The following is a 23856-nucleotide window of genomic DNA, read 5'->3' on the forward strand; positions in this document are numbered from 1 at the left end:
TTACGCATCCCTCAGGACTTCGTCGACAGCGGCCTGGGTTCGGGTGCTGCCTTCGGCGGAGCGACCCAGAGCGGGAACGAGACTTCGAGGAAGCCGATGGTGCCCTGGAAGCGGTTCTCGACCTCGACCTCGCGCAACACCTTCAGGCGGGTCGTGACCGGGATCTTGCCGAACTCGCCCGTCATACCGATGGTCCCGCCCACTGCCGTCACACGACCCTTGAAGGGTCCGAGGCGGGCGCCGGGGCCACTGTCGCCGGTCAGTTGCTGATAATGTGAAGCGATGACGCCGACAGATACTTCCTTCGTGACGTATTTCGAGGCCGAGACGTCGACATGAAACTCGTTGCCGGTCGTGTAGTGCGTGGCCGGGTTGGTGCCGTTGAGCGTGAAACCGGCCGCCGCCGAGAGTTCGATCCCTAGAGCCGGATCGAGATAAGTTGCACCGCCCGAGATGTCGCCGATGTAGCGGTTCAGCGCGATATTGGAGAGCTGGCCTGACTCGTAGCCTCCGCCCGGGATGCTGAGAACGCCCGCCAGCTTCCAGTGCCAATTGCCCGAATGCCAGCCGAGGGTGGCCGATACGATGGGGTCGCCGGGCTTGAGATCCGCATCGCGCGCAGTGATCCCGGCCGGACGACCAAGTGCCTGATTGACGAGGGGACCGTTCAGAAGAACGCCCGCGCGAACCGCAGGCTCGCCGAAGGGCATGACGAACGCGAAGGCAAGGTCTCCACCGAGCACCTGAACCGGGGTCACCCAAAGGGCCGTCACGAAATCGGCGACCAGGTTTACGTTGACGTTGGCGACAACATTGCCACCGATCTGAGTTTGCCGGTTGCCGCCGATTTTCCCGTTGTAAAAGTAGGTCGTGGAATCGAAGTAGAGACCTGGCGGCGGGACTATTCCGCCCAGCGGCACCGCTTGCCCCTCGATGTAGAAGCTGAGACCGCCCTCCGCCGCCTGCGACGGGGTAGAGAATTGGGCCGCGACCGCGAGGGCCATGCCGCCGATGAGATGGCGCGTGACAGTCCTCATGTCAGCCTCCGGGATATGGCTCGGTCGTAACGTCACCGACCCGGGCCGCCTCCGGCAATCGGGGGAAACCCTCAATCGCCACGATAAAAACCCCGAGAAGCTGTTATCGTGAGCGGCGAGACATTTGGGAGACAGTCTCCACGGGGAGCGGATTTGCCTCAGTCGTTGGCGAGTCAATATTGAACAATTAGAAACAAGTTTACGAATTCTTGAGGCATTTTGGCGGTTTTGCGCGGATAGGAATCTTCTGAACGATAGGCACAGGAAATCAGATACCGGCGCGGCAGCGTTGAGGAGAGGCACGGCGGTGTCGACGCGGAGGGGGATCCTTGGAACCGAGCTCCAGCGCACAGGACGACGGCAGGGCCCGATCGAAGCGTTCCAAGCTCGCCGGCAAATGGCTGAGGAACACAGGGCTGTCGCACTCGGCGACCACGGCCATCCTTCTCTGGTCGGGCTGTGCGGCGTGTGCGACTGCCATCGTCATTCCTACCATCCTGTGGGCCGACACGGCTCGCGATGCGGCGCTCTCCGCGGCTCGGAAGAACGTCTCGAGTTCGGCAGCAGCCGGGGCCAACTCCGTCGACAGTCTGTTCGGCCTGATCGACGTCGTTCTCAGGCGAATGTCGGAACTTGCTGCCGGTGATGAATTCGGCAGCGCCAGCCTCGACGAGCTCTGCCCGTCGCTGATCTGCTCGAATAACCAGCGTCTCTCGCCCTACCTGCTTCTCGGCTTCGCGCGGGCGAATGGCGACGTTGTCACCTATGGCCCGAACACGCCGTCGCTCAACATCGCGGATCGTGACTATTTCGTCGCTCAGAAGAGCGGCGACGTCGGTCTATTCGTTGGCGCGCCGCGTCGGACCCCTTTCATGACAGGACTGGCGTTGCCGATGAGCCGACGCCTGCCCGCGAAGACGGACTCCTTCCAGGGCATCGTAGGCGCCGTCATCAATGCCGACCAGATCCGAGCGGTGTTCCAGGGCGTGGGCGCGGGCAACGCGGACCGCATCAGCCTGACCAATGCCGACGGGCGCTCGCTTATCGAATGGGTAGCGGATCGCGGCAGTGAGACTGACAGCCGGAACGTCACCGCACCGTGTGGTCCAGCGGGAAAGGACGCGCGTGACGAGACCATGGCGGCGGCGGAAAAAATAAAGATCGGCGATCTCACGGTCGAGGTGTGCCGTTCGAAGGTGAATGCTCTGCGTTCTTGGCGCCGGCAAGTCTACCTCGTCGCTGGCTTCGAAGGCCTGTTGCTGGCAGCCTCTGCCCTCGTACTGCCTGCCTTTGGGCGTCGACGTGCCCGCCGCCTGCGGCAGCAGATGGGCTTGCGCGGGCTCGTCGTTGGATCGTCGGACGTCCAATTCATCATCGCGGCGAAGCCGGATGGCCGGTTTGTCTTAGAGGCGCTCACATTCACCCGTCCCGGCGAGTTTGGCCGCATGTCCGCTCGTCTGATAGGCCGGACCACTCGTGAGTTCTTCTCGCCGGACGACGTGGATCTCATCGAGTCCGATTACCGATCCGTGCTCGCCTCAGGCCAGACGCGCCGCATCGAGCGTCGGGTTCGTCTCGGAGGCGGCGAATTCATGTGGAGTACCGTCCTCGTGCCGCTGAACGATGGTGGTGGCCACGACAGCTACATCTTCGGTGCAGCAACCGAGCTTGGTGGGACTGGCGACAGCGAGTTGGAGGGCGGACTTCGCCGTTTTACGGATGACGTGATCCGCCGCGAGGATGCTGAGCGCCGACGTATCGCGCGCGAACTCCACGACACGACCGGCCAGAATCTGATCGCCGCGGGTTTCGAACTCGGGGCGATCGATCGCGATCTGTTTGATTCCCCTCCGCACGTTCGAGCCGCCGTAGCGCAGGCCAGGGCGCTCATCGATGCCAGCGTGAGCGAGTTGCGCACGCTGGCATACGTCCTTCACCCGGCTCTCCTCGACGAGGCGGGATTGGGCCTCGCGTTGCCGACGCTGGCCGAGGGATTCGAGAAGCGAGCAGGAATTCGCGTAGTCGTGACGGTCGCGGCAGAACTCTCGGGGAGGCGTTGGCCTTCCGAGATCGAGATCGCGCTGTACCGAGTGGCACAGGAGGCGCTCACCAACGTCCAGCGCCATTCCGTCACCAAGTCGGCCTGTCTGATGCTGCGGCCCGATGCCTCGGGGCGGCTGGAGCTTTCGGTAGGGGACGGGACCAACCAGACGTCCGGCGACGAACGACCCACTTCGCCTCTGGTCGAAGGGGCCGGTATTCGAGGCATGCGGGAGCGGATCGAGGGTCTTGGAGGATCGCTGGTAGTTGCACCCTCCACGGACGGTTTCCGAATAACAGCTTCCGTCCCCGTAGGAGCCGGGCCTGCCTAGCAGGGCATCAGTCTATCTGCGGAAACGGCCGCCCCCGCGGAAGCCGCCGCGATAAACGCCAACGCGACGTCCATAGACACCACGGCCGCCATAGACGCGTCGTCCGTAGTAGCCGCCACGATATCCATAGACGGCCCGCCCCCCGTAAACGACGCCCCCACGATAGTAGCCCGGTGCCCCATAGACGTTCGGACGGCAGCCCCCATAGGGGCCGCGATGGAAGCCAATCCCGCAACCGCCGGCCGCTTCCGCGGTGCCGATACCAACTCGCCCCTCATCGAGGCGGCCAGTCCCAAGCCAAGCAACGAGAAAGAAAACCGCGAGCGCAAATTGTCTCAATGCTGGCATTGCATCCTCCCAGCTGAAGTTTGTGACGAAGATACAGAAGGGCCAGCTTGCGACATATCGGGGAGAACCCGGAGGCGCCTCAGGAAATTCCCGGAGGCTTGGCGGTAAAAACGCTGTGACCATTGCCAGCGTACTGGCGTTAACGGATAGCGAAATGATCGCAGCTGAGCCTTTCGAGCTGCGTGGATAGGCTAATGGGGATCCGCCGGCATCTTCAGCAAGCGCCAATCGCTTCCGTCCCGATAACTCTTCCGATTTGATAGACGCTCGCCGCTCAGCGCGTTGAACGAGCGAACAGACGTCGAAATAGTCAGCTTTGTCGGACTTGGTATTTGAAAGCAGAACGTCTGTTTTCGGTCAGATCATGCTAGCCGCTAAGCGATGAAAGGCGACTGCTTGCTGCCGCTCAAGTAGCAGAAAACGAAGAATTCGCTATCTAACAAACTTGGCCGACAGAAGAATGGCCTTCTGCGAATAGCTCACTTGCCTCGTCAAAGACTTTGCGTCGCGGCCCCTTTCGCACGACCGATGAACAGGATCCGACCCGTCGGCCGCCCGATAGGCGAACCCGCCTCCGGCTCCAGCGTGATTTCGAAGAGCTGGCCATCGCCTATGGCTTCGAGCCGCTCAGGCGGCAGCCGGATCGCTCCGCCTGGGGGCAGAACGCCCAGCGAGACTGGGCCGCGCGCCTGATCCCAGAGTGTCCAAAGCTGCAGAGAGCGCCCATTGCCGGGCTTGACGTCGGCCAACGGCAGGGAGCGGACCGTGCCGTTCTGGGCGATCTGGATGAGCCAGCCCGGGCCGCTCTCCTGTCCGGCGGCATCGCGGCTCTGAAGGATCGCGAAATAGCGCGTCGGGCTCTCGGCCGGCCCGGATACCCGGTTCGGGAGGATGGCGAGCACGATCGCGGCCGCCGTCGCCAGAGCCGTCGTCGCCCGCCAGAGAGCGGGGCTTTGCCACGCCGTGCCCCAGAGCGAGCGCCGCGGCCTTGCGGGCGGCAGGGCCGTCGTGTGGCCGAGAGCCTGCCGACGGGTCGCCAGGTCCCGCTCGATCCGGGCCCATTGCTCCGGGTCGACCTCGGCCGGCCCGAGGGCGGCCGAGGCGGGCAGCAAGCGCTCCTCCCAGAAGGCGACGCGACGGGCCAAGTCGGCATCCGCGCCGAGCATGCGCTCCACCTCGGTCGTTGCTTCGGCGTCGAGGAGACCGAGCACGTATTCCCCCGCGAGCACGTCGCGGTCTTCGGGCTCGCTCGGGATCATGACAGGCAATCCTTCAAGGCGATGAGGCTGCGGCGGACCCACGCCTTCACGGTCCCGAGCGGTGTCCCAAGCCGCTCGGCGATCTCAGATTGCGACAGTCCATCCACATAGGCGAGCAGGATCACCTGCCGCCTGTCGGCGTCGAGCCGCGACAGGCAGCCGTGCAGGCGCGCGCCTTCCTGCAACGCGGCCAGCGCGACGAACGGATCGGGCGCCTCGTCCGCGATCTGCGCCCCGGCCTCCGGATCGAGATCCGTCTCCCGGCCGACCGCGCGCGCATGCTTGAGCGCGCGGTGGCGCACGATGCTGGTGATCCAGGCGCGCCCCGCGCCTCGGCTGCGGTCGAACGTGCCGGCGCGCTCCCAGATATCGACGACGGCATCGTGAAGCACGTCGGCCGCGACCTCGCGTCGCCGCACGATCCTGAGCGCCACTGCGAGCAGAAATCCGGCCTCGCGATCGTATAGGCGCCGCAGGGAGGCGACGTCCCCGCGGGCGCAGCCCTCCAGCGCGGAGGCGTGATCGAACGGCTCCATGATCCTCCCGGAGATCGGCAGGTCCGGCCATTCGACCGGCCCCGCGACGGTGGAGTGAGACTACATCTTGGGCAGAATCGCGATGTCGCGCACCGTGCCGCCGACACCGGCGATCTTCGCCGCCATCTCGCCCTTTCCGGTGGCGAGGTCCACCTTGTAGAGCGTATCGCCGGCCATGGCCCAGGCCTGATTGCCACCCTGGCCATCGGACAGGATGTCGAAGGCCACGGCATCACCGGACATCCCGAGCATGCCGACGGTGTTCAGGATGCCGTCGTTCGGCGGGGCCTGCTTCAGCAGCGCGCCGGTGGCGTCGATGTCGAACAGGGCAGTCTCCTTGGTGCCCTTGAAGGCGTTGGTGTAGGCGCCGGCCATCACCTTCGGGGTCTTGCCCTTCATCGTGTCGCCCTCGGCGAATTTGAGCTGGCCGTCCTTCGTCACCTTGCCGTCGTCGACATTGGCGCGGAGGTTCGTGCCGTCCGAGCCGATCACGCGCAGGCGGTCGGCGACGGGGTTGAAATCGACCGTCGCCGCAGTGCCGGCGGGAAGCATCGTGTCGAGCTTCGACTTGGCGGTGGCCTTGCCCGACATCGGGTCGATCGTGACGACGCTGCCGTCGGAGATGACGGCGTAAAGCAAGCCATCGGCCGGCCGAACATCGATGCCGAGGACGCTGCCGTTGATCCCGGTGATTGTGACCGACTTCGTGATTTTCTTCGCGGCCGTGTCGACATGCGCAAGGGTGGCGTCGCCGACGAGCGCCGCAACGGTGTCGGCCTGGGCGGCGGTTCCGATGCAGGTACCGGCAAGCACGGTCGCGGCGATGATACTCGTTCGCATTGTATTCTCCATCTGCCGCGGGAGTGGCATCGGGAGGACTAGCCACCAGCCCGGCGATCGGATGCAGCGATTCTCAATATTCTGGCGAAAGGGCCACTTGTCGCTCTCAGGAGCTGCCCAGACAGTCTGCTACAACGAGCTTGCGTTGATCGAGGCTGGCGCCACGACGCCTGCCTTATTTCATCTCGCGCATGAGAGCAGCCTGTCGACTTTCGTCCAAACTACGCAAATCCTCATTTCGGCAGTGAGCCCATTTCAGGCGTAAGCCCGGCTTTGATGCCGCCTTGCAAGCGGACCGTGGCTTTGCAACTTTTCCGGAGATCTCGCCGTACCTGCCCCAGCAAACAGAGGGGTGGGGATCCTGTGACGATGAAAACTCTGGCCATCGCGACTCTCGCTGCGTGTCTCGCCGTCAAGCTACCGGCTTCGGCAGGCGAGCCGATCCGGTGGATCCCTTGGAGCGCGGATCTGTTCTCCCGTGCGAAAGCGGAGAACAAGCTCGTCATCCTCGATCTCGAAGCGGGCTGGTGCCACTGGTGCCACGTCATGGAGCAGCGGACCTACGGGGACGCCGATGTCTCGGGAATCATCGCGAAAGACTTCGTTGCGGTCCGGGCCGATCAGGACGCCAACCCGGATTTGTCGAGCCGCTATGGTGACTGGGGCTGGCCGGCAACAATCGTGTTCGCGCCCGACGGTACCGAGATCGCCAAGCTGCGCGGCTTTGTCGAGCCGGAGCGCATGGCGGCTCTTCTGAAGGCCGCCGTCGAGGACCCGACGCCGGGGCCATCTGTGAGCGAGGCGCTCAAGGTGGTGCCGGCCGAGAGCCACACGCTCGGCAAGGAACAGCTCACTGCGTTGAACGAGAGCTACGAAGAGGCCTGGGACGAGGAGAATGCCGGCTGGGGGCAGCCTCTGAAATACATCGACGCCGACAGCCTCGACCTCGCCATGGCCCGCGCCGAGACCGGCGACAAGACCGCCGAAGCCCGGGCGCGCCGCACCCTCGACAAGGGTCTGGCGCTGATTGATCCGGTCTGGGGCGGGGTCTACCAGTACTCGGACAAGCTCGACTGGTCGTCTCCCCACTTCGAAAAGATCATGTCGTTCCAGGCGCAGGACCTGCGCCAATACAGCCAGGCCTATGCCCGCTGGCACGACCCGAAATATCGCGACGCGGCGGCGAAGATCGCCGGCTATCTCACCGATTTCCTGAAGAGCCCCGAGGGCGCCTTCTACGTCAGCCAGGACGCGGATCTCAGCCACGAGGTCGACGGCCACGTCTATTACGCGCTGGGCGATGCCGAGCGCCGCGCCAAAGGGATGCCGCGGATCGACACGCATCTCTATGCCCGCGAGAACGGCTGGGCGATCGCCGGCCTCGTCGCCTATGCCAACGCCTTCGACGATGCTGCGGCGCTAAAGACCGCCGAGACGGCGGCGCGCTGGGTCCAGGCCAAGCGCGTCCTGCCCGGCGGCGGCTTCCGGCATGGGACGGAGGATCGCGGCGGTCCGTTCCTCGGCGATACGCTCGCCATGGGCCAGGCCTTCCTCGACCTCTATGCGGCGACGGGCGACCGCGCCTGGCTGGCCTCGGCGCAAGGGGCGGGGGGCTTCATCGCCAAGACCTTCAAGGACGAGGCGGGCGGCTTCACCGGTGCGGCCAAGGCCGAGGCCGATGGCCTCGCCAGGCCGCCGAAATCCCTCGACGATCAGATCGCCGTCGCCCGCTTCCTGAACCTGCTGGCGCAATATACCGGAGCGGAGGGTGAGCGCGCGCTCGCACTCCATGCCATGCGCTACGTGGCGGGGGCCGTTACCGAGATCGAGCGCCCGCTTGCCGGTGCGCTGCTGGCGGACCGCGAACTCAATGCGGCACCGACGCACCTGACCGTGGTGGGTCCGAAGGGCGATCCGGCCGCGCGCCAGCTCCAGGCTGCGGCTCGGGCGCTCCCGGCGGTCTACAAGCGTCTCGATTGGTGGGACCGCAGCGAGGGCCGGCTCACCAATCCCGACGTCGACTACCCGGAGCTCGACCAGCCCGCGGCCTTCGCCTGCAGCGGCCATCTCTGTTCGCTCCCCACCTTCACGGCCGCCGAGCTACAGACCGCCGTGGCTCAGATGGAGGAGCAGGACCGTGCCCGGGCGGCGAAGCGCGCGACGGCTCCGACCCGCTGAATCAACGCCGCGGAGAATATTTCGGCCGCGTCTGTAACTTTTCGGAGACCCACCTCGTAAGGGCTGTTGAACGGGTGGAAGAATTCTTCGGACCTCGGGCCATCGCGCCAGGGATCGGAGGTTCGGACCGGTTCGATCAACCGTGCTGCAACACCGAAGAGCGTCGCCGCCAGAGGGGGCACCGATCTTCACCGAAGACGGCACGACAACGACCCAAGAGAGGACAACCACGATGAAGATGAACGCCAAGTCCGGTGTCGCCACCGCCGCCGCCACGCTGTTCCTCGCCGGCGTCGCCATGACCCCCGTCGCCTACGCCAAGTCCGCCAAGGGCCACTGCCAGGGCGCGAATGCCTGCAAGGGCCAGGGCGCCTGCAAGACCGCTCAGAACGCCTGCAAGGGCCAGAACGCCTGCAAGGGCCAGGGCTTCACGATGTCGTCCAAGGGCGCTTGCGCCAAGGCCGGCGGCGAGTTCTCGAAGGGCTGATCCCTGTCTTTAAGGTCCGGCGGTTTCCGCCGGACCTCCTCGATCCTGCGGCCGGATCACCCTGGTCCTTCCGCGAACGGGCTTGACGAACGAGGCCGGGCCTCCGAGCGTCACCCCTCGACACGACAGGGCTCCGATCATGATGCTGAACGACCCGACGCCCGTCCCCGACGGCGAGGCTCGATCCGTCACCGAGCACCAAAGCTCCGACACCGCTGCCGCCAAGCCCGACTTCCTCGGCTTCGGCCTCGGGCTGCGCGCCCAGCACTACACCGACATCCTCGACGGCGACCCGCCGATCGACTGGTTCGAGGTGATCAGCGAGAACTACATGATCCCGGGCGGGCGCCCGCTGCAGATCCTCGACCGAATCCGCGCACGCTTCCCCGTGGTGATGCACGGCGTCTCTCTCTCGATCGCCTCCACCGCCCCGCCGGACTACGATTACCTGAAGAACCTCAAGGCCCTGGCGCAGCGCGTCGAGCCGAAATGGATCTCGGACCACCTCTGCTGGACCGGTGTCCACGGCAAGAACCTGCACGACCTGCTGCCGATCGCTTACACGCGGGAGTCGCTCGACCACGTCGCGAGCCGGGTCCATCTCGTGCAGGATTATCTCGGCCGGGCGCTGACGCTCGAGAACGTCTCGACCTACGTGCAATTCGCCAATTCCGAGATGACGGAGTGGGAGTTCATCTCCGAGCTCTCGCGCCGGACCGGCTGCTGGCTGCTGTTCGACGTCAACAACGTCTACGTCTCGGCCTTCAACCACGGCTACGACCCCTACGTATTCCTGGAGGGCATTCCGCGAGATCGCGTCGTGCAGTTCCACATGGCCGGCCACAGCCACATGGGCACGCACATCATCGATACGCACGACCAGCCGGTTTGCGACGACGTCTGGGATCTCTACCGGGCAGCGCTGAGGCGCTTCGGGCCGGTATCGACCATCATCGAGCGCGACGACAACATCCCGCCCCTCGACGAACTGCTGGTCGAGATGGAGCAGACCCGCACCGTCGCCGGCGAGATCCTGGGAGATGCCGCCATTCCGCTAGGCCGGAAGCTCCACGGATGAGCGACTTCGCGCGCCAGCAGGCTGACTTCCAGCGGGCGATCCTGGAAGGCGACGAGGGCGTGCTCGCCGAGCTCCTCGACAGCGACAAGGAGAAGCGGGACACCCTCTTTGCCGTCTATCGCCACGCGTATAGCGCCCGGCTCGTCGAGGCGATGCGGGTCGAGAACCCGCTGCTGCACGCCTATCTCGGCGACGACACCTTCGACGACATGGCCCGCGCCTATGTCGCGGCCCGTCCCTCGCGACATCCAAATCTGCGCTGGTTCTGCCAGGGCCTGCCCGAATTCCTCGCCCGTACGGAGCCCTACCGCGAATATCCGGCTATCGCCGAGCTGTCGGCAATCGAGACGGCACTGTCGGATGCCTTCGATGCACCGGATGGAACGGTGCTGTCCTTCGAGGATTTTGGCGACGTTGCCCCGGATTCCTTCAAGGACCTCGTCTTCGAGGCTCATCCGAGCGCGCGCCGTCTTAACCTGAAGACCAACGCGTTCGCGATCTGGGACGCGCTCAGGGACGAGACCCCGCCGCCCGAGGTCGAGCTTCCGTGCAAGACCGAGCGCCTGATCGTCTGGCGCGAGGAGCTGACGGCGATGGTCCGCGCGATGACGGCCGAAGAAGCGATGATGTGGGATGAAGCCTGCGCCGAGGTACCGTTCGGGGTCCTCTGCGAGATGGCCGCGACCTACGACGATCCTGAGAACGCTGCAGGCCGCGCTGCGGGCTACCTGCAGGGCTGGGTCGGCGCCGGCATGCTCGGCGACTTCACGATCGGTAGCTGAGGCCGGCATTGCGGGCGAGAGACGATGGCGCAGCTCAAGCCGACCCGGACCGCCTTCCTGCTCGGTGGTGCCGCCGCGCTGCTCGCCACATCAATTGCGCGCAGCGTTGGCACCGGCTCGGAATTCCTGTCGGGAGAGGGCATGCCCTATGGCGCTTTCGATCGGCTGCCTAAGACTGATCTTCCCGTGGCGGGCGGGACCATCCATGTCGGGCTTGCGCCGGGTACGCTGTCCCTGCAGCGCCAGGAGATCATGGGCTGGGTCGCCCGTTCCGCCCGAGCCGTCAGCATGTACTACGGACGCTTCCCCGTCGCCTCGCTGCGGCTGTTGATCGTGCCCGTAGGCGGCGACGGCGTTCGTGGCGGAACAACCTGGGGTTATCGCGGTGCGGCGATCCGGATGCTTCTCGGCAGCGCGGCCGAGACTGCTGATTTGTCCCGTGATTGGATGATGGTGCACGAAATGGTGCACACCGCACTGCCCGACATGAATTCGCGCTCGAACTGGCTGTCGGAGGGGCTCGCCGTCTACGTCGAGCCGATCGCCAGAACGCAGGCCGGCGACCTCACTCCAGAAAAGATCTGGGCAGACATGGTCCGCGACATGCCGTTAGGCCTACCCGGCGGCGGCGACGGCGGTCTCGAAGGTACCCAGAGTTGGGGGCGTACCTACTGGGGCGGTGCGATCTTCTGCCTCCTCGCGGATATTGGAATCCGCAAAGGCACGGGAAATCGCCTTGGACTGCGCGAGGCGATGCGCGGTGTGCTGGCGGCCGGTGGAAACCACGAGGTCGACTGGCCGATCCGACGAATTCTCGCGACAGCGGACAAGACGGTAGGCGGAAGCGTGCTCGCCGGCCTCTACGATACAATGGGCAATCGACCGGCGATGCCGGATCTGTTTGGCCTGTGGCGCGATCTCGGCATTCGCCAAACCGATGACGGCGTGAGCTTCGATGACAACGCTCCGCTCGCGGCGGTCCGCAAAGCCATCACTGCGCGTGGAGGAGCGTGACCTCGCGCGCCTAGCGATCACGAGATCGCGAGACGTGTAACGAAGGCGTCTCCGTCACCGTACTCGCTCGAAACACTCGATCTGACACGCGGAGCCTCCACCATGCGCACCTGTCGCCCCGTCTCGCTTGCCGTCGCCACGTGCCTGGCCTTGTCTGCGTCGCTGTTCGGCGCGAACTCCGGCTGGGCCGTCGAGCGAATGGCCTTCACTCCGGCCGCGCTGGCGGCTGCGAAATCCTCGGGCAAGCCCGTGCTGATTGATGTCTCGGCCCCTTGGTGCCCCACCTGCAAGGCACAGAAACCGATCCTATCGGAACTGTATGCCGACCCAGCCTACAAGGACCTCGTCGTCTTCGATGTCGACTTCGACAGCCAAAAGCCGGCACTGAAAGCGCTTCGCGTGACTTCTCAGAGCACCCTGATCGTCTATCGCGGCGGTCGTGAAGCCGGGCGCTCGACCGGTGACACCAGAAAGAGCAGCATCAAGGCCCTTATCGATAAAGCGATCTAATCGCGGGCGGCAACATGCCGGGAGGAGCGCGTTCATGATCGGCACGGTCGGCCTCGCCATACTCGCAGGGCTGCTTTCGACGCTGTCGCCCTGCGTGTTACCGCTCGTCCCGATCGTGCTCGGCACGGCGGCTTCCGAGCATCGCTTTGGTCCGGTGGCGTTGGCAGCGGGCCTTGCCCTGTCCTTCACGGCGATCGGCCTGTTCGTGGCAACGGCCGGCTTCGCGCTCGGCCTCGACGGCGACCTGTTTCGTCAGGTCGGGGCCGTGCTGATGATCGGGCTAGGTGTCGTCTTGATGCTGTCGCGGCTCCAGATGCGGTTCGCAACCGCTGCCGGACCGATCGGAAACTGGGCGGAGGAACGTTTCGGTGGCTTCTCGACCTCCGGCCTGAGCGGACAATTCGGGGTTGGACTGTTGCTTGGCGCAGCGTGGAGCCCCTGCGTCGGGCCGACACTGGGCGCCGCTTCGCTCCTGGCCGCACGTGGTGAAAACCTCGCCAGCGTCGCTTTGACCATGCTGGCCTTCGGCATTGGTGCGGCGGCTCCGCTTGCCGTGCTTGGGTTAGCGTCCCGCGAGGCGCTGCTGCGTTGGCGCGGCAACCTCGCGACCACCGGGAAGTTCATGAAGTCTGCGATGGGTGTCGTTCTCGTGACGCTTGGCCTGGTCGTCCTGGTCGGCATCGATAAGAAGGTCGAAGCGTGGGCCGTCGACGTCGCCCCGGATTGGCTTACTGCGCTCACGACGCGGTACTGAAGGACGCCGGCTCGGGGCCGCCGCATCAGCATGGATCGGGATTGCCTTCGGTGTTGGGCAAACGTGAACGTCGGATTTGCGGTTGAAGTGGCCGGAAACGACCATTCGGCTATCGGCCATCCCCTGCTTCGAACGCGCTGCCATCGTTTTTCATCTCGCTGCCGGCGCGGGCCGGCTGGTAGAACGACGATGGGACATTCGGAAAATGATCCGGTCTTCAAAGATCGCCGAGCATGGAACGCGGGCCGCAAGCTCGGCGCCAAGCGTGCTCTTAAACCGCACCAGGTCTGGGCGATCCGCTTCTGGCTCGATCGCGAACAACGCGTGCGGGATCGTGCGATGTTCGACTTGGCGATCGACAGCAAGCTCCGAGGCTGCGATCTCGTCAAACTCAGGATCGGCGATGTCGTAAGCGGCGGTCGTGTCCGCGCACGCGCCATCCTCGTCCAGCGCAAGACGGGCCAACCCGTACAATTTGAAATTCTCGAACCGGCCCGCACGAGCGTCCTGACTTGGCTGGAATGCCGAGGCGGCGCACTCGACGACTACGCGTTTCCAAGCCGGTTCGATCGCACGGACCACATCAGCACACGGCAGTACGCCCGCTTGGTCGGCGAGTGGGTGACGGGCATCGGCTTGCGACGTGAGGGCTACGGCACGCACTCGCTGCGGCGGACGAAGGCCTCGCTGATCTACAAGCGGACCGGCAACCTGCGCGCGGTGCAAATCCTCCTCGGCCACACCAATATTGAGAGCACAGGGCGCTACCTCGGTGTTGACGTCGAAGCTGCTCTCACCCTGGCCGAGGCGACCGAGATCTGATGGAAGGCTCCTCGACGCTTGGGTCGAGGAGCCTTCAAAAACTAACAAGCGGGATCGCGCCCATCTCGGTCGTTTAATTTAAGCGATCCCCGAGTTTAGAGCGGACATTCGTTTGGATTCCACTCTGGCATAGTCACGATTTGTCGAGGCGCCGACTGATCGATTCCGCGATCATGATCGTCGTCAGATTGGTCGCCACCGAGGGAATGTCCGGCATGATCGAGGCATCAACGACGTTGAGGTCGTCCACGCCGCGGACCGCGCCGTTCGTGTCGACCACGGCGGTGGCATCGTCGGGAGCGCCCATCGGTACCGTCGAGGTGGGGTGCGCGTAGCCGTCAACCGACGCGATCACCACCTTCTCTAGCGCCGCGTCGTTTTCGACCTCGCGACCGGGCGTCATCTCGAAGGCGACCGCGTCGCGGAACGGCGCAGTCTGGCCGATCCGGCGGGAGAGCCGGACGGCCTCCAGCATCCGGCGCAGGTCGCTGCGATCCTGGAAGAAGTTGTAGCGGATCAACGGCATCGCACGGGGATCGCGGCTTGCCAGCCGGAAGGTGCCGACCGAGTTGGGCAGGGTCACCGCACTGGCCAGCACGATCGCGCCGCCCGTCGGGCTCTGCGCCGGATCGAAAATGTGCGTGCCGGAGATGTGCAGATCGAGCTCATCCGCCGCGGCCTCGCTCGAGCGCGTCCAGATGATGGCGCCGGCGACGGGGTTTATCGCCTTCGCCCCGGGCCTCAGCGCATAGACGTTGTAGTAGAACGGATGCTCCTTGAGCCGGTCGCCGATCGGGGCATCCTGCAGAACGGGAATATCCAGCTCCCGCAGATGCGCGGCCGGCCCGATCCCTGAGCGCATCAGGATGGCCGGGCTGCCGAAGGTTCCGGCCGACAGGATCACTCGTCCGGCCGGGATTGTCTCGCCCGAGACCAGCCGCACGCCACAGGCACGCCGTCCATCGAAGACGAGGCTGTCGATCTCGGCATGGCCCAGGATCGTGAGGTTCGGCCGGCGACGGACCTCCTCGGTCAGATAGGCGATGCCCGTATTGATGCGGCGGCCGTCGACGACGTTGAGCGGGTAGGGCGAGACACCGTTCTGCTCAGCGCCGTTGAAATCGCTCACACGGGCAAGGCCGACGGCTTCCGAGGCGGTCACGAAGGCCCGCATCGAGGGCGTGATCTCCTCCATGGAGCGCTGCCGGATCGGAAACGGCCCGTGGCGGCCATGCCAGGCATCCTCGCCCGTCGGCGTGTTCTCCAGCGCCTTGAACACCGGCAGCACGTCTTCGAAGGACCAGCCCTCGATCCCGCGTGCCGCCCAGCGCGCGAAGTCAGAGGGCCGGGCGCGCATGGCGACGGCCGCGTTCACGCCTGAACTGCCGCCGAGCGCCTTGCCGCGGATCGCCGGCACGTCGTGGCCGAGGCTGCGATGGTCCTGGCTGTGGTAGCCCCAGTCATGCGCGGCATCGCCGCCGACGCGGTTCGCATCGGCGATGACGTCGGGGTAGTCGGCCGGCGCGTAGGCGGCGCCCGCCTCGAGGAGCAGGACCCTGCGTGCCGGGTCCGCGCTCAGCCGGTTCGCCAGGACGGCGCCGGCGGAGCCGCCGCCGACGATGACGACGTCGTGGATGGGGTGGGGGCTGGCTGGGTTCGCCATGGCGCGTGTCCTCTCGCGGGTCGGGGCTGGGTCAGGCGTTGAAAGCGGCGCGCAGGAAGCGGGCGGCCCGGTCGAGGGCCGTGCGGCTGCTCTCGAGGTGCGCGACGTCGAGCTGGAAGACGTGATGCATCCCCTCCCAGAGCTCGAGCTGGACGGGCACGCCCTCTGCGGCAGCCCGCTCGGCGTAGCGACGGGAATCGTCGAGCAGACGCTCGTCGGTGCCGACCTGGACGAGGAGTGGCGGCAGGCCACGCAGGTCGCCGAAGAGCGGCGAGGCCTGCGGATCGTCTGCCGGGACCGTGCCGCGATACTTGCTGGCGCAGTCGAACAGATAGTCGCGGCCGATCAGTGGGTCGTGGACGTTGGGATCAGTCATCGATGCCCCGGACAGGGTCAGGTCGGTCCAGGGCGAGAAGACCGCGCCGGCGACGGGCGACGGCCCGATGGGGCGACGGGCCAGCTCGGAGAGCGTGACCAGCGTCAGTCCACCGCCGGCCGAATCCCCGACGACGGCGATCCGCCCGAAGCCCTGTTCGACGAGCCAGCGCCAGGCCGCCAGGGCCGTCTGCGGCGCGGACGGCAAGCTCGCTTCCGGCGCCATTGGATAGTCGATGACCAGGGCCGGGACCTGAAGACGGCCGACGATCTGGCTCGCGAAGCCGCGATAGGCTTTGGCCGAGCCCTGCACGTAGCCGCCGCCATGCAGGAACAGGATCGCTTGTCCCGGTTCGCTCCGGCGCGGCTGGACCCACCAGCCGCGCACGTCCTCCGTCTCCTCCGGGGCAAGCGTGATACCGTCCTGGACCGGGCAGGCGCCGACGAAGCGGTCGTAGATTGCCCGCGGCTCGCCCGTCGCCGTTCCCCAGAAAGCTGCGAACTGCTCGCGCAGCGCCGCCTCGCGGGAGCGTTCCGCCTCTGACAGGCCGAAGACGGCGTGGCCGGTCGATCCGGTGATCTGCAGGGTGTTGGCGGTCATGATGGTCTCGCTTCTGGCGTTCGGAGGGACGGATCAGGCCGCGCGGCCGATGAGCGGCTCGGCCGTGGCCTGCGCAGCGATGGTCGCGATCCGGCCGCCCTGTCGCCGAGCTGCGGCGCGGTCTTCTTCGCTCTGTGGGCGGACGGTGTCCGGCGCGAGGTGCGAATAGCCGAGCGGGACGATGATTAGCCCCAACGCAACCAGCCGGTCGTAGAGCGAGAGAACCGTCGACCGGCCGCCGTTCTGAGCAATGGCAGGAGCGCCGAACACTCCGCCGAACGTGCCGTTCAGCGCTCCCCGCGAACGCGCGTCATCCAGGCCATCGAGGTAGAGGGACAGATCCAAGGGGATGCTGCCCAAGAGCCTCGGCGTCCCGAATAGGATGGCATCCGCCCAGACTGCATCCTCGACGGTTGGCGGGTCGTAGGCCGTGGCGTCGGCGCTGCTTGCATCGGACGTGCGGCGGAGTCGGACGATAGCGCCGGTGGCGCCTGCGCCCTCGGCGATCACCAATGCCAGCGCCTCGGTTGCCTCGTTGCCCGCAAAGAACACGATCAGGATGTTGGGCACGCTCATGAGACGGGCTCCTTCAGGCAAAGGGGTCCTGTCCGCGCGGTGCCGGGACGGACTGAACAGTGACGGTTGCTAGGACGGCAGCCGGCCGTGCAGGGCAGCGGCCCGGCTGGCACGCATGCCGCCGGTGCTGCCTGCCGCCGCCATCACCGTGGGACCGTGCTGGACCGCGATGGCTCGGACCGGCCTAGCGGCCATCACCACGAAGTGGCAGCCTGTCTCGGTCTCGAGGAACAGGGTATCGGAGTGACCGGCCGCGACCGTCGTCGCGGTCCCTTCCCGCAGCCGGCGCTCTTCTCCCACAAGTGACGCCGTCATTCCGCCCGCCACCGCATAGATCCAGACCTGCTGGCCCTCGCGCAGCCGGTGCGAGAACAAGCCGTTTCTGTCGAGCTGGCCGTCGAGCAGCGTCATCTCTTCGGGCGTGCCGCCTGCACCGACCACCTCGCCGGTCTGACCCAGCACGACGCGGACGCGGTAGCCCTCGCCCTCCGCGACCCGCACGTCCGCGGCCTCGACGTGGACGGCGCGGGCCGGACAGCTCTTCAGCCGCGCGGGCAGATCCACGAAGACTTGCAAGCCGTGCACGCGGGCGCCCTCGTCGGGCTTCTCCTCGTGCGCCGCGCCGCTCGCCGCGGCCAGCCAGTAGAGATCGCCGGCCTTCAGGGTGACGTTGTTGCCCAGGGTGTCGCGGTTGAGAAAGTCGCCGACCGAGTCCTCGAACATCGCGGTCACCGCCGACATGCCAGCATGCAGATGCGGCTCGAAGGTCGGGGCAGTCATGACGAAATGGTCCACCATCAGAAGCGGGTCCATGCCGCCGCCGAACATCTCCTCCGAGAAATGCAGGGCATTGAAGCCGTTCCCGATCACCTGGGGAATGCCGGCGACCACAGCGCTCATGCGCTCTACGGCGGCGGAACTGTCTTCGACGGGTTGAATGCGCGTGGCCATGTCGTTTGCCCCTTCGACGCTTGGTCGTGGTGGAAGCAAACTAAGTGGATGACCCATCGGCCGAGAAGCCGCGATTATCCAAACACAGCGTCCGACATTTTGGACAATGGCTGTGTTTGCTGGGCGGGACTAGAGCAGCACCGTCTTCGGGAACTCGCTGGCTAGGTGATCGAGCAGCGCCCGGACCGACGGCAGGAGCCCCTGTCGATAGGGGATCAGCGCGGTCAGGGTGGAATCGCCTGCCAGCCATTCCGGCAGCACGCGCTGTAGCGCGCCCGAGCGGACCGATTCGCGGCAGACGTAGCCCGGCAGCGCGACGACGCCGAGACCGCTGATCGCAGCCTGCTGCAGGCCGACCATGTCGTCCCCCACCAGCCGGGGGGCGAGCGGGACGACGATCTCGTCACGGGTCTGGCGTGAGTGCCGCAGGCGCCAGACTTGGGCGACGCCGGTGCGCATCATGAACAGCGACGGATGGTTGTGGAGATCCTTCGGCGTCTTCGGCGCCCCGTTCCGCTCGAGATAATCGCGGCCGGCGAACAGAAACCAGGGTGCCGGGGCGAGCGTGCGCTGGACGAGATTCGAATCCGGCAGCGGGTCGGTATGCGCACGGATCGCGATGTCGAAGTTCTCACCGACGATGTCGACGGTCCGGTCGGCGGCATGGGCGACGACGTTCACCTTCGGGTACTTGATCAGGAAGTCGGTGATGATCCCCGACAGGGCGAACTGCATGGTCGCAACGCCCGCTGTGCAGCGAACGGTGCCCGTCGGCTCGGTAAGGCGTTGGCGGATGGTCGACTCGGCGAGTTCGGCCTCGCGCAGCATGCTGACCGCGTGGCGGTAGAAGTCTTCTCCGGCATCCGTCATCCCGAAGCGCCGTGACGTGCGGTTGAGAAGGCGAACGCCGAGACTCCCTTCGAGCTGCTGGATGCGGTGACTGAGGGTCGATTTCGGGACGCGCAAGGTGCGCCCGGCTGCCGTGAAGCCGCCGCGATCGACCACCTGCACGAAATAGAAGAAGTCGTTCAGATCCAGCACGTCCCGCCCCGCCACGTCCGCTCGTATCGTCCGGCTTGTTGGACGCTAGGTTTCATTATTGGCGGCTTCTGGGCCGATCGTCCAGCGCCTAGTTCTTGGGCGTCGCCAAGTCGTTTGCTATCGAGCAGATCGCTCGGGAACGGTTTCGCAAGCAGAACCGGCGGCAAGGGTCGATGACAGAAGTCCAGGCCGGATCATCAGTATTTGCGTGACTTGGCCGAACGGACCCTCAATTCGACCCGCTGCCGATTGCGCCACGCTTCCAGGAGAACGCCATGACCGCTCGCGCCTATGAACCGCTGACCTCCGACAATGCCGCCCTGATTCTGGTCGATCACCAAGTCGGCCTAATGACCGGCGTGCGCGACTATTCCACCGGCGAGCTGAAGCACAATGTCGTCGCCCTGGCCAAGGCCGCCAAGGCGCTCGGCCTGCCCATCGTCGTGACGACGACGGCGCGCGACAGCCTGTGGGGACCGACCTTCCCCGAGCTGGTCGAGGCGCTTCCGGGCATCGAGATCATCGACCGGTCCACGGTGAACGCCTACGATGATCCGCGCGTGGCGCAGGCGATCGAGGCAACCGGCTGCAAGAAGCTGATCTTCGCCGGCATCTCCCTCGAAGTCTGCGCGGCCTTCCCCGCGATGACCGCCGCGGCGCGCGGGCTCGATGCCTATGTCGCCGTCGACGCCCCCGGCACTTTCAGCGCGACCAAGCATGAGGTCGGGCTCCTGCGGATGCAGCAGGCCGGCGTCGTGCTGTCCGACTACGCGACCCTGATGGTCGAGATCCTCAAGGATAACGGGCGGCCGGAGGCCGGCGCCGTCTACGCCGCCCTCGACATGCCCTGGGCGACCCTCGTCGGTCAGGTGGCTTCGGCCTACGCACGGTAGGCGGAGGCTACGGCCCGGTCTCCCTCTGTCGGAGCCGGGCCGTAACGCTCTCGCCGCCCGCCACGAATATCCACGATTGTCGCGAGGGACGGATCATGGCTGAAGCTCGGTATCCGGAGCAGTCGGCGTTCGATTGCGCGGTGCGAAGTGCGTGCCCCCGCTGCGGCAAGGGGCACCTGTTCAAGGGCTTTCTGACCGTCGCGCCCCGATGCGACGTCTGCGACCTCGACTACACCTTCGCGGATCCCGCCGATGGGCCGGCCTTTTTCGTAATGATGACGACGGCCGTCCCGGCCGTGGCGTTCGGCGTCTGGCTCGAGCTGGCCTTCAGCCCGGCTCTGTGGGTGCACCTCTCGGTCACGCTGCCGGTGGTCCTGATCACCTGCACCTTGCCGCTGCGCTTCTTCAAGGGCTGGCTGGTGGCCAGCCAATACATCAACCGGGCGGAAGAGGGCCGTCTCGTGCGGCCGACGACACCGGCTCCCGTGAAGCCGCCCGACGACGTCTGACGGGACCTGTGCAAGCGGCAGCGATCGTCCAATCCACCGGACGCAGCGTCCAACAATTCGGATCTTCTCGCGATCCAGGCAGGTGAGTAGCACTGAAGTGCAGATCTGCCTCGACGCCAGTTGCTCAAGACAATGCAAATGGAGAGCGTCTGATGCAGAGGTTGTATTCACGACAGACGTCGCAGATGGCGTCCCGTCTGCTTCTCGTCATCAGTATAGGCGCCTGCACAGTGCTGCCGGTGGTTGTGCCTGTTTCGCCGTCTCATGCCATGGAGAAGAAGATGACCGACACGACGCGGATCGAGAGCGCCTACAGCTTCGCGGAGACGGTGCAGCGGCTGCGCAGCGCGCTGGAGGGCAAGGGCCTGACGATCTTCGCGGCCATCGACCAGCGTGCGGCGGCTCAGTCGGTCGGTCTCGACATGCCGCCGACCACCCTCATCGTCTACGGCAACCCCAAGGGTGGCACGCCCCTGATGCTCGCCGCACCTGATTTCGCCCTCGAGCTGCCGCTCAAGCTGCTTGTGCGCGAGGACGCCTCCGGCAAGACGCAGGTGCTCTTCACGCCCGCTGCCGCACTCGAAGGACTGCATGGCCTGCCGGCCGGCATGGCCGGCAAGCTGGGGGCGGCAGAGCCGCTGATCGCCGCGGCCGTCTCGGCCGTCAAGTAGCACCGAGCATTCGACGAGGGGCCGCGGCGGGCCGAGACGATGCCGCAATTTGCAGAGGGTTGAGCCATGAACGGAACCGAGCAACCGGTATCTGCCGCCTCGCGCGCGGGCAGCCTGTCGCGGCGGAGGATGCTCGCGGGTGCTGCCGGTCTCGCCGGCGCCGCCGTCTCCGAGCGGGCGCATGCGGACAGTCTGGCCGACGTCCCGGCTCGCGGACCCGGGGCGTCTCTCTCGGGAATGAGCGAGCGCTCGTCCTTCGTACACATCTCGCGCATCCCGGAATCGACGCCGGGCAAGCGGAACGTCGATCCCAGCGCCGCGATCAACGCCAAGGCTCCACTCGACAAGCTCGTCGGCACCATCACGCCGGCCGATTTCCACTACGAGCGCAGCCATTCGGGCGTGCCGGACATCGATCCCGCCCAGCACCGGGTGTTGGTCCACGGCATGGTGGACAAGGAGATCGTGCTGACCATGGACGACATCCGGTCGATGCCGACCACGTCGCGGGTCGCTTTCCTCGAATGCACCGGCAACGGCTGGGAAAACTGGAAGTCGGCACCGCCGGACGTCACCGTGCAGAACACGCACGGGCTGGTGAGCACCAACGAGTGGACCGGCGTGCCGCTGTCCTTCCTCATCAATCTGGTCGGTGTGTCGCGCAAATCGACCTGGATGCTCGCCGAGGGCGGCGACGGATCGGCGGTCGCCCGAAGCATTCCGCTGACCGACGAGATCATCGCCGAGGGGATGCTGGCCTATGGCCAGAACGGCGAGCCGCTGCGGCCGGCGCATGGTTTTCCCCTACGCCTGTTTCTGCCAGGCTTCGAGGGCAACCTCAACATCAAGTGGCTGCGCCGCCTCAAGTTCGGCGATCAGCCCTTTATGACGCGCTGGGAAACCGCCCGCTACACGCAGCTGCAGGCGGATGGCCGCGCCCGGCAGTTCCAGCTGAAGCAGGACGTCAACTCGGTGATCACCACCCCCTCGGGGATGATGCAGATCCGCAAGGGCTACCACCGGATCAGCGGGCTCGCCTGGAGCGGGCACGGACGGATCACGCGCGTCGAGGTGAGCACCGACGGGGCCAGGACCTGGCGGGACACCCAGATCAGCCTGCCCGCCCTGCCCAAGGCTCAGACGCGCTTCGAGATCGACTGGGACTGGGACGGCACGCCCACCAAGATCGTCAGCCGCTCCACGGACGACAAGGGAAACATGCAGCCGGACCGGGACACCTTCATCGCCATGACGGGGACGAACGCCCTGTTTCATTACAATGCCCAGCAGACCTGGGCGATCGCAGCAGACGGAGCGGTGCGCAATGTCCTGGCTTAATGCGACGGCACTCGGATGCGCTGCGGCGGCGCTGCTGGCTACGGACGTGGCCGCAGCCGAATTCGGCCGCCCCGCCACGCGCGATGAGATCGCGCTCTGGAACATCGACGTGCGACCGGACGGGACCGGGTTGCCACCCGGCAGCGGCACGGCGGCTCGCGGCCAGCAGGTCTTCGAGGAGAATTGTGTGGCCTGCCACGGTGAACGCGGCCAGGGCGGCATCGCCGACCGTCTGACCGGCGGCCAGGGCACGCTGGCCTCCGACCATCCGGTCAAGACGGTCGGCAGCTACTGGCCCTATGCCACCTCGCTCTTCGACTACGTCCGCCGCGCGATGCCCTATCCCGCCCCGCAGACGCTCAGCGACGACGACTATTACGCGGTCGTTGCCTACATCCTGAATCTGAACGAAATCGTCGCGTCAGATACGGTGCTCGACCGGGCCCGTCTGCCCGCCATCAAGATGCCCAACCGCAATGGGTTCTGGCCGGATCCGGAATTCAAGCTGATCCGGAACTCCCGGCAACCCTAACTTCGTGATGGTGCAGATCGCTGTTTGACGGGCGTGGGAGATGGGGCCGTGCTCGTAATTCATGGTCTGGGAATAGCGCGGCATTGAGGAGGTTGAAAATCCGACATCCGCGGTCCGCACTCTCCTCTACTCAAGCAGCCGTTCTGCATTGGCTAGCTTTCGCCGATCGCCGAATGGCCGATTTCACGGGTTCTCGCTTGGAAGCAGCCAGACCGCTTTCCACCCATCTCGGTCCTCACCTGCCGGCGACTATGTCCGGTTCGGAGCAGATTCCGGGCAGGCCGGAACAACCAAGGTAGGCGCTCACAAGCCGCGATCTGGCGATCTCGCTGCCTCGCATCGTAAAGGATACGCTTGGCGCTGCGACTATTGTTCCGCCGTCGATTTTCTAGAAGCGCGCACAAACCGCGTCTCTCACAATGACCAAACTTATCTCCAGCGCTCGCGATACACCGGGCGCGGAAACCTGAATATTTTCAGCGAGAATGGCCCTGATTTTCCCTGCAGAACCGGCGCGTTCCGTGCGCTTGAATGCGTCGTGAGACCAAAGGCCTATCAGGCAAGCTGCCCGTCGGCTTGAAAGTCCTGATTAAAGCAGGAGCAAAGCCTGTTTCCGCCCGACTGCCTGGTGGAGCTGAGGGGAAGCCAGCATCACTGATAAATAAAGGAAATCTGGAGCGCACCGCGTT

24 protein-coding genes are annotated in these 23856 nt (G+C 65.7%); 14 read left to right on the plus strand and 10 right to left on the minus strand.

All coding sequences use genetic code 11. From position 1 onward, the window contains the following. Positions 1-11 precede the first annotated feature (11 nt). The gene (locus HCU64_RS06215) at positions 12-1037 is read right to left on the minus strand and encodes a SphA family protein (protein WP_233382971.1); all 1026 of its coding nucleotides are present in this window, start codon (positions 1035-1037) and stop codon (positions 12-14) included. A 329-nt stretch (positions 1038-1366) separates the two neighbouring features. Between HCU64_RS06215 and HCU64_RS06220 the strand changes: the two genes are divergently transcribed. Then, positions 1367-3409, plus strand: coding sequence for a histidine kinase (locus tag HCU64_RS06220; RefSeq protein ID WP_233382972.1), 2043 nt, complete (start codon positions 1367-1369; stop codon positions 3407-3409). A 12-nt stretch (positions 3410-3421) separates the two neighbouring features. Here HCU64_RS06220 and HCU64_RS06225 read toward each other — a convergent pair whose 3' ends face one another. The 4 genes from HCU64_RS06225 to HCU64_RS06240 form a co-directional block, all read right to left on the minus strand. After that, complete coding sequence (locus HCU64_RS06225; RefSeq protein ID WP_233382973.1) at positions 3422-3757, minus strand: GCG_CRPN prefix-to-repeats domain-containing protein; 336 nt, start codon at positions 3755-3757, stop codon at positions 3422-3424. Positions 3758-4248: 491 nt separating this feature from the next. Continuing rightward, a complete protein-coding gene (locus HCU64_RS06230; RefSeq protein WP_233382974.1) occupies positions 4249-5016 on the minus strand; it encodes an anti-sigma factor in 768 nt (255 codons plus the stop codon). Next, complete coding sequence (locus tag HCU64_RS06235) at positions 5013-5552, minus strand: sigma-70 family RNA polymerase sigma factor (protein ID WP_233382975.1); 540 nt, start codon at positions 5550-5552, stop codon at positions 5013-5015. The genes HCU64_RS06230 and HCU64_RS06235 overlap by 4 nt, the downstream gene beginning before the upstream one ends. 60 nt (positions 5553-5612) lie before the next feature. Beyond that, complete coding sequence (locus tag HCU64_RS06240; RefSeq protein ID WP_233382976.1) at positions 5613-6392, minus strand: DUF4394 domain-containing protein; 780 nt, start codon at positions 6390-6392, stop codon at positions 5613-5615. Positions 6393-6761: 369 nt separating this feature from the next. Here HCU64_RS06240 and HCU64_RS06245 point away from each other — a divergent pair, with 369 nt between their 5' ends. From HCU64_RS06245 to HCU64_RS06280, 8 genes are all read left to right on the plus strand, one after another. Then, positions 6762-8570 (plus strand): DUF255 domain-containing protein, encoded by a 1809-nt coding sequence (locus tag HCU64_RS06245; RefSeq protein WP_233382977.1) that lies wholly within the window; start codon positions 6762-6764, stop codon positions 8568-8570. Positions 8571-8802: 232 nt separating this feature from the next. Continuing rightward, positions 8803-9057 (plus strand): BufA2 family periplasmic bufferin-type metallophore, encoded by a 255-nt coding sequence (bufA2, locus tag HCU64_RS06250; protein ID WP_233382978.1) that lies wholly within the window; start codon positions 8803-8805, stop codon positions 9055-9057. A gap of 139 nt (positions 9058-9196) precedes the next feature. Continuing rightward, a complete protein-coding gene (gene bufB / locus HCU64_RS06255) occupies positions 9197-10135 on the plus strand; it encodes an MNIO family bufferin maturase (RefSeq protein ID WP_442785918.1) in 939 nt (312 codons plus the stop codon). Continuing rightward, positions 10132-10917 carry an HvfC/BufC N-terminal domain-containing protein gene (locus HCU64_RS06260; RefSeq protein ID WP_233382979.1) on the plus strand — a complete coding sequence of 262 codons (786 nt, stop codon included), beginning with the start codon at positions 10132-10134 and terminating at the stop codon, positions 10915-10917. The genes bufB and HCU64_RS06260 overlap by 4 nt, the downstream gene beginning before the upstream one ends. A gap of 24 nt (positions 10918-10941) precedes the next feature. Further along, on the plus strand, positions 10942-11931 hold the full coding sequence (locus HCU64_RS06265) for a hypothetical protein (RefSeq protein ID WP_233382980.1): 990 nt from the start codon (positions 10942-10944) through the stop codon (positions 11929-11931). Positions 11932-12033: 102 nt separating this feature from the next. Next, positions 12034-12441, plus strand: a complete 408-nt coding sequence (locus HCU64_RS06270) for a thioredoxin family protein (protein WP_233382981.1) — start codon at positions 12034-12036, stop codon at positions 12439-12441. Between the two features lie 34 nt (positions 12442-12475). Beyond that, positions 12476-13195, plus strand: a complete 720-nt coding sequence (locus HCU64_RS06275) for a cytochrome c biogenesis CcdA family protein (protein ID WP_233382982.1) — start codon at positions 12476-12478, stop codon at positions 13193-13195. Between the two features lie 189 nt (positions 13196-13384). Continuing rightward, the gene (locus tag HCU64_RS06280) at positions 13385-14017 is read left to right on the plus strand and encodes a tyrosine-type recombinase/integrase (protein WP_233382983.1); all 633 of its coding nucleotides are present in this window, start codon (positions 13385-13387) and stop codon (positions 14015-14017) included. A gap of 133 nt (positions 14018-14150) precedes the next feature. On the opposite strand, the gene HCU64_RS06285 is transcribed toward HCU64_RS06280, so the two are convergent. The 5 genes from HCU64_RS06285 to HCU64_RS06305 form a co-directional block, all read right to left on the minus strand. Then, positions 14151-15680 carry a GMC family oxidoreductase gene (locus tag HCU64_RS06285; RefSeq protein ID WP_233382984.1) on the minus strand — a complete coding sequence of 510 codons (1530 nt, stop codon included), beginning with the start codon at positions 15678-15680 and terminating at the stop codon, positions 14151-14153. 31 nt (positions 15681-15711) lie between these two features. Next, a complete protein-coding gene (locus tag HCU64_RS06290; RefSeq protein ID WP_233382985.1) occupies positions 15712-16656 on the minus strand; it encodes an alpha/beta hydrolase in 945 nt (314 codons plus the stop codon). Positions 16657-16689: 33 nt separating this feature from the next. Next, positions 16690-17232 carry an NAD(P)H-dependent oxidoreductase gene (locus HCU64_RS06295; RefSeq protein ID WP_233382986.1) on the minus strand — a complete coding sequence of 181 codons (543 nt, stop codon included), beginning with the start codon at positions 17230-17232 and terminating at the stop codon, positions 16690-16692. A gap of 69 nt (positions 17233-17301) precedes the next feature. Further along, a complete protein-coding gene (locus HCU64_RS06300; RefSeq protein ID WP_233382987.1) occupies positions 17302-18183 on the minus strand; it encodes a pirin family protein in 882 nt (293 codons plus the stop codon). A gap of 129 nt (positions 18184-18312) precedes the next feature. After that, positions 18313-19239 (minus strand): LysR substrate-binding domain-containing protein, encoded by a 927-nt coding sequence (locus tag HCU64_RS06305; protein ID WP_233382988.1) that lies wholly within the window; start codon positions 19237-19239, stop codon positions 18313-18315. 260 nt (positions 19240-19499) lie between these two features. On the opposite strand from HCU64_RS06305, the gene HCU64_RS06310 reads away from it, so the two are divergent. The 5 genes from HCU64_RS06310 (at position 19500) to HCU64_RS06330 (ending at position 23167) form a co-directional block, all read left to right on the plus strand. Then, positions 19500-20117 (plus strand): isochorismatase family protein, encoded by a 618-nt coding sequence (locus HCU64_RS06310; protein WP_233382989.1) that lies wholly within the window; start codon positions 19500-19502, stop codon positions 20115-20117. Between the two features lie 95 nt (positions 20118-20212). After that, positions 20213-20626 carry a DUF983 domain-containing protein gene (locus HCU64_RS06315; RefSeq protein ID WP_233382990.1) on the plus strand — a complete coding sequence of 138 codons (414 nt, stop codon included), beginning with the start codon at positions 20213-20215 and terminating at the stop codon, positions 20624-20626. Between the two features lie 281 nt (positions 20627-20907). Next, complete coding sequence (locus HCU64_RS06320; RefSeq protein ID WP_233382991.1) at positions 20908-21297, plus strand: DUF302 domain-containing protein; 390 nt, start codon at positions 20908-20910, stop codon at positions 21295-21297. Between the two features lie 66 nt (positions 21298-21363). Next, positions 21364-22635 (plus strand): sulfite dehydrogenase, encoded by a 1272-nt coding sequence (soxC, locus tag HCU64_RS06325; protein ID WP_233382992.1) that lies wholly within the window; start codon positions 21364-21366, stop codon positions 22633-22635. Then, positions 22622-23167 (plus strand): c-type cytochrome, encoded by a 546-nt coding sequence (locus HCU64_RS06330; protein WP_233382993.1) that lies wholly within the window; start codon positions 22622-22624, stop codon positions 23165-23167. The genes soxC and HCU64_RS06330 overlap by 14 nt, the downstream gene beginning before the upstream one ends. Positions 23168-23856: the final 689 nt, after the last annotated feature.

It is taken from the genome of Methylobacterium sp. C25, from assembly GCF_021352225.1.
In the GTDB taxonomy this organism is placed as follows: domain Bacteria; phylum Pseudomonadota; class Alphaproteobacteria; order Rhizobiales; family Beijerinckiaceae; genus Methylobacterium.

What these genes read in the sequence shown, in the direction of transcription:
- HCU64_RS06285 (WP_233382984.1), bottom strand. Translation starts at nt 15,680, where the DNA reads ATGGCGAACCCAGCCAGCCCCCACCCCATCCACGACGTCGTCATCGTC.
- bufA2 (WP_233382978.1), top strand. Translation starts at nt 8,803, where the DNA reads ATGAAGATGAACGCCAAGTCCGGTGTCGCCACCGCCGCCGCCACGCTG.
- HCU64_RS06295 (WP_233382986.1), bottom strand. Translation starts at nt 17,232, where the DNA reads ATGAGCGTGCCCAACATCCTGATCGTGTTCTTTGCGGGCAACGAGGCA.
- HCU64_RS06315 (WP_233382990.1), top strand. Translation starts at nt 20,213, where the DNA reads ATGGCTGAAGCTCGGTATCCGGAGCAGTCGGCGTTCGATTGCGCGGTG.
- bufB (WP_442785918.1), top strand. Translation starts at nt 9,197, where the DNA reads ATGATGCTGAACGACCCGACGCCCGTCCCCGACGGCGAGGCTCGATCC.
- HCU64_RS06265 (WP_233382980.1), top strand. Translation starts at nt 10,942, where the DNA reads ATGGCGCAGCTCAAGCCGACCCGGACCGCCTTCCTGCTCGGTGGTGCC.
- HCU64_RS06320 (WP_233382991.1), top strand. Translation starts at nt 20,908, where the DNA reads ATGACCGACACGACGCGGATCGAGAGCGCCTACAGCTTCGCGGAGACG.
- soxC (WP_233382992.1), top strand. Translation starts at nt 21,364, where the DNA reads ATGAACGGAACCGAGCAACCGGTATCTGCCGCCTCGCGCGCGGGCAGC.
- HCU64_RS06270 (WP_233382981.1), top strand. Translation starts at nt 12,034, where the DNA reads ATGCGCACCTGTCGCCCCGTCTCGCTTGCCGTCGCCACGTGCCTGGCC.
- HCU64_RS06290 (WP_233382985.1), bottom strand. Translation starts at nt 16,656, where the DNA reads ATGACCGCCAACACCCTGCAGATCACCGGATCGACCGGCCACGCCGTC.
- HCU64_RS06280 (WP_233382983.1), top strand. Translation starts at nt 13,385, where the DNA reads ATGGGACATTCGGAAAATGATCCGGTCTTCAAAGATCGCCGAGCATGG.
- HCU64_RS06240 (WP_233382976.1), bottom strand. Translation starts at nt 6,392, where the DNA reads ATGCGAACGAGTATCATCGCCGCGACCGTGCTTGCCGGTACCTGCATC.
- HCU64_RS06300 (WP_233382987.1), bottom strand. Translation starts at nt 18,183, where the DNA reads ATGGCCACGCGCATTCAACCCGTCGAAGACAGTTCCGCCGCCGTAGAG.
- HCU64_RS06275 (WP_233382982.1), top strand. Translation starts at nt 12,476, where the DNA reads ATGATCGGCACGGTCGGCCTCGCCATACTCGCAGGGCTGCTTTCGACG.
- HCU64_RS06235 (WP_233382975.1), bottom strand. Translation starts at nt 5,552, where the DNA reads ATGGAGCCGTTCGATCACGCCTCCGCGCTGGAGGGCTGCGCCCGCGGG.
- HCU64_RS06260 (WP_233382979.1), top strand. Translation starts at nt 10,132, where the DNA reads ATGAGCGACTTCGCGCGCCAGCAGGCTGACTTCCAGCGGGCGATCCTG.
- HCU64_RS06245 (WP_233382977.1), top strand. Translation starts at nt 6,762, where the DNA reads ATGAAAACTCTGGCCATCGCGACTCTCGCTGCGTGTCTCGCCGTCAAG.
- HCU64_RS06225 (WP_233382973.1), bottom strand. Translation starts at nt 3,757, where the DNA reads ATGCCAGCATTGAGACAATTTGCGCTCGCGGTTTTCTTTCTCGTTGCT.
- HCU64_RS06230 (WP_233382974.1), bottom strand. Translation starts at nt 5,016, where the DNA reads ATGATCCCGAGCGAGCCCGAAGACCGCGACGTGCTCGCGGGGGAATAC.
- HCU64_RS06215 (WP_233382971.1), bottom strand. Translation starts at nt 1,037, where the DNA reads ATGAGGACTGTCACGCGCCATCTCATCGGCGGCATGGCCCTCGCGGTC.
- HCU64_RS06310 (WP_233382989.1), top strand. Translation starts at nt 19,500, where the DNA reads ATGACCGCTCGCGCCTATGAACCGCTGACCTCCGACAATGCCGCCCTG.
- HCU64_RS06330 (WP_233382993.1), top strand. Translation starts at nt 22,622, where the DNA reads ATGTCCTGGCTTAATGCGACGGCACTCGGATGCGCTGCGGCGGCGCTG.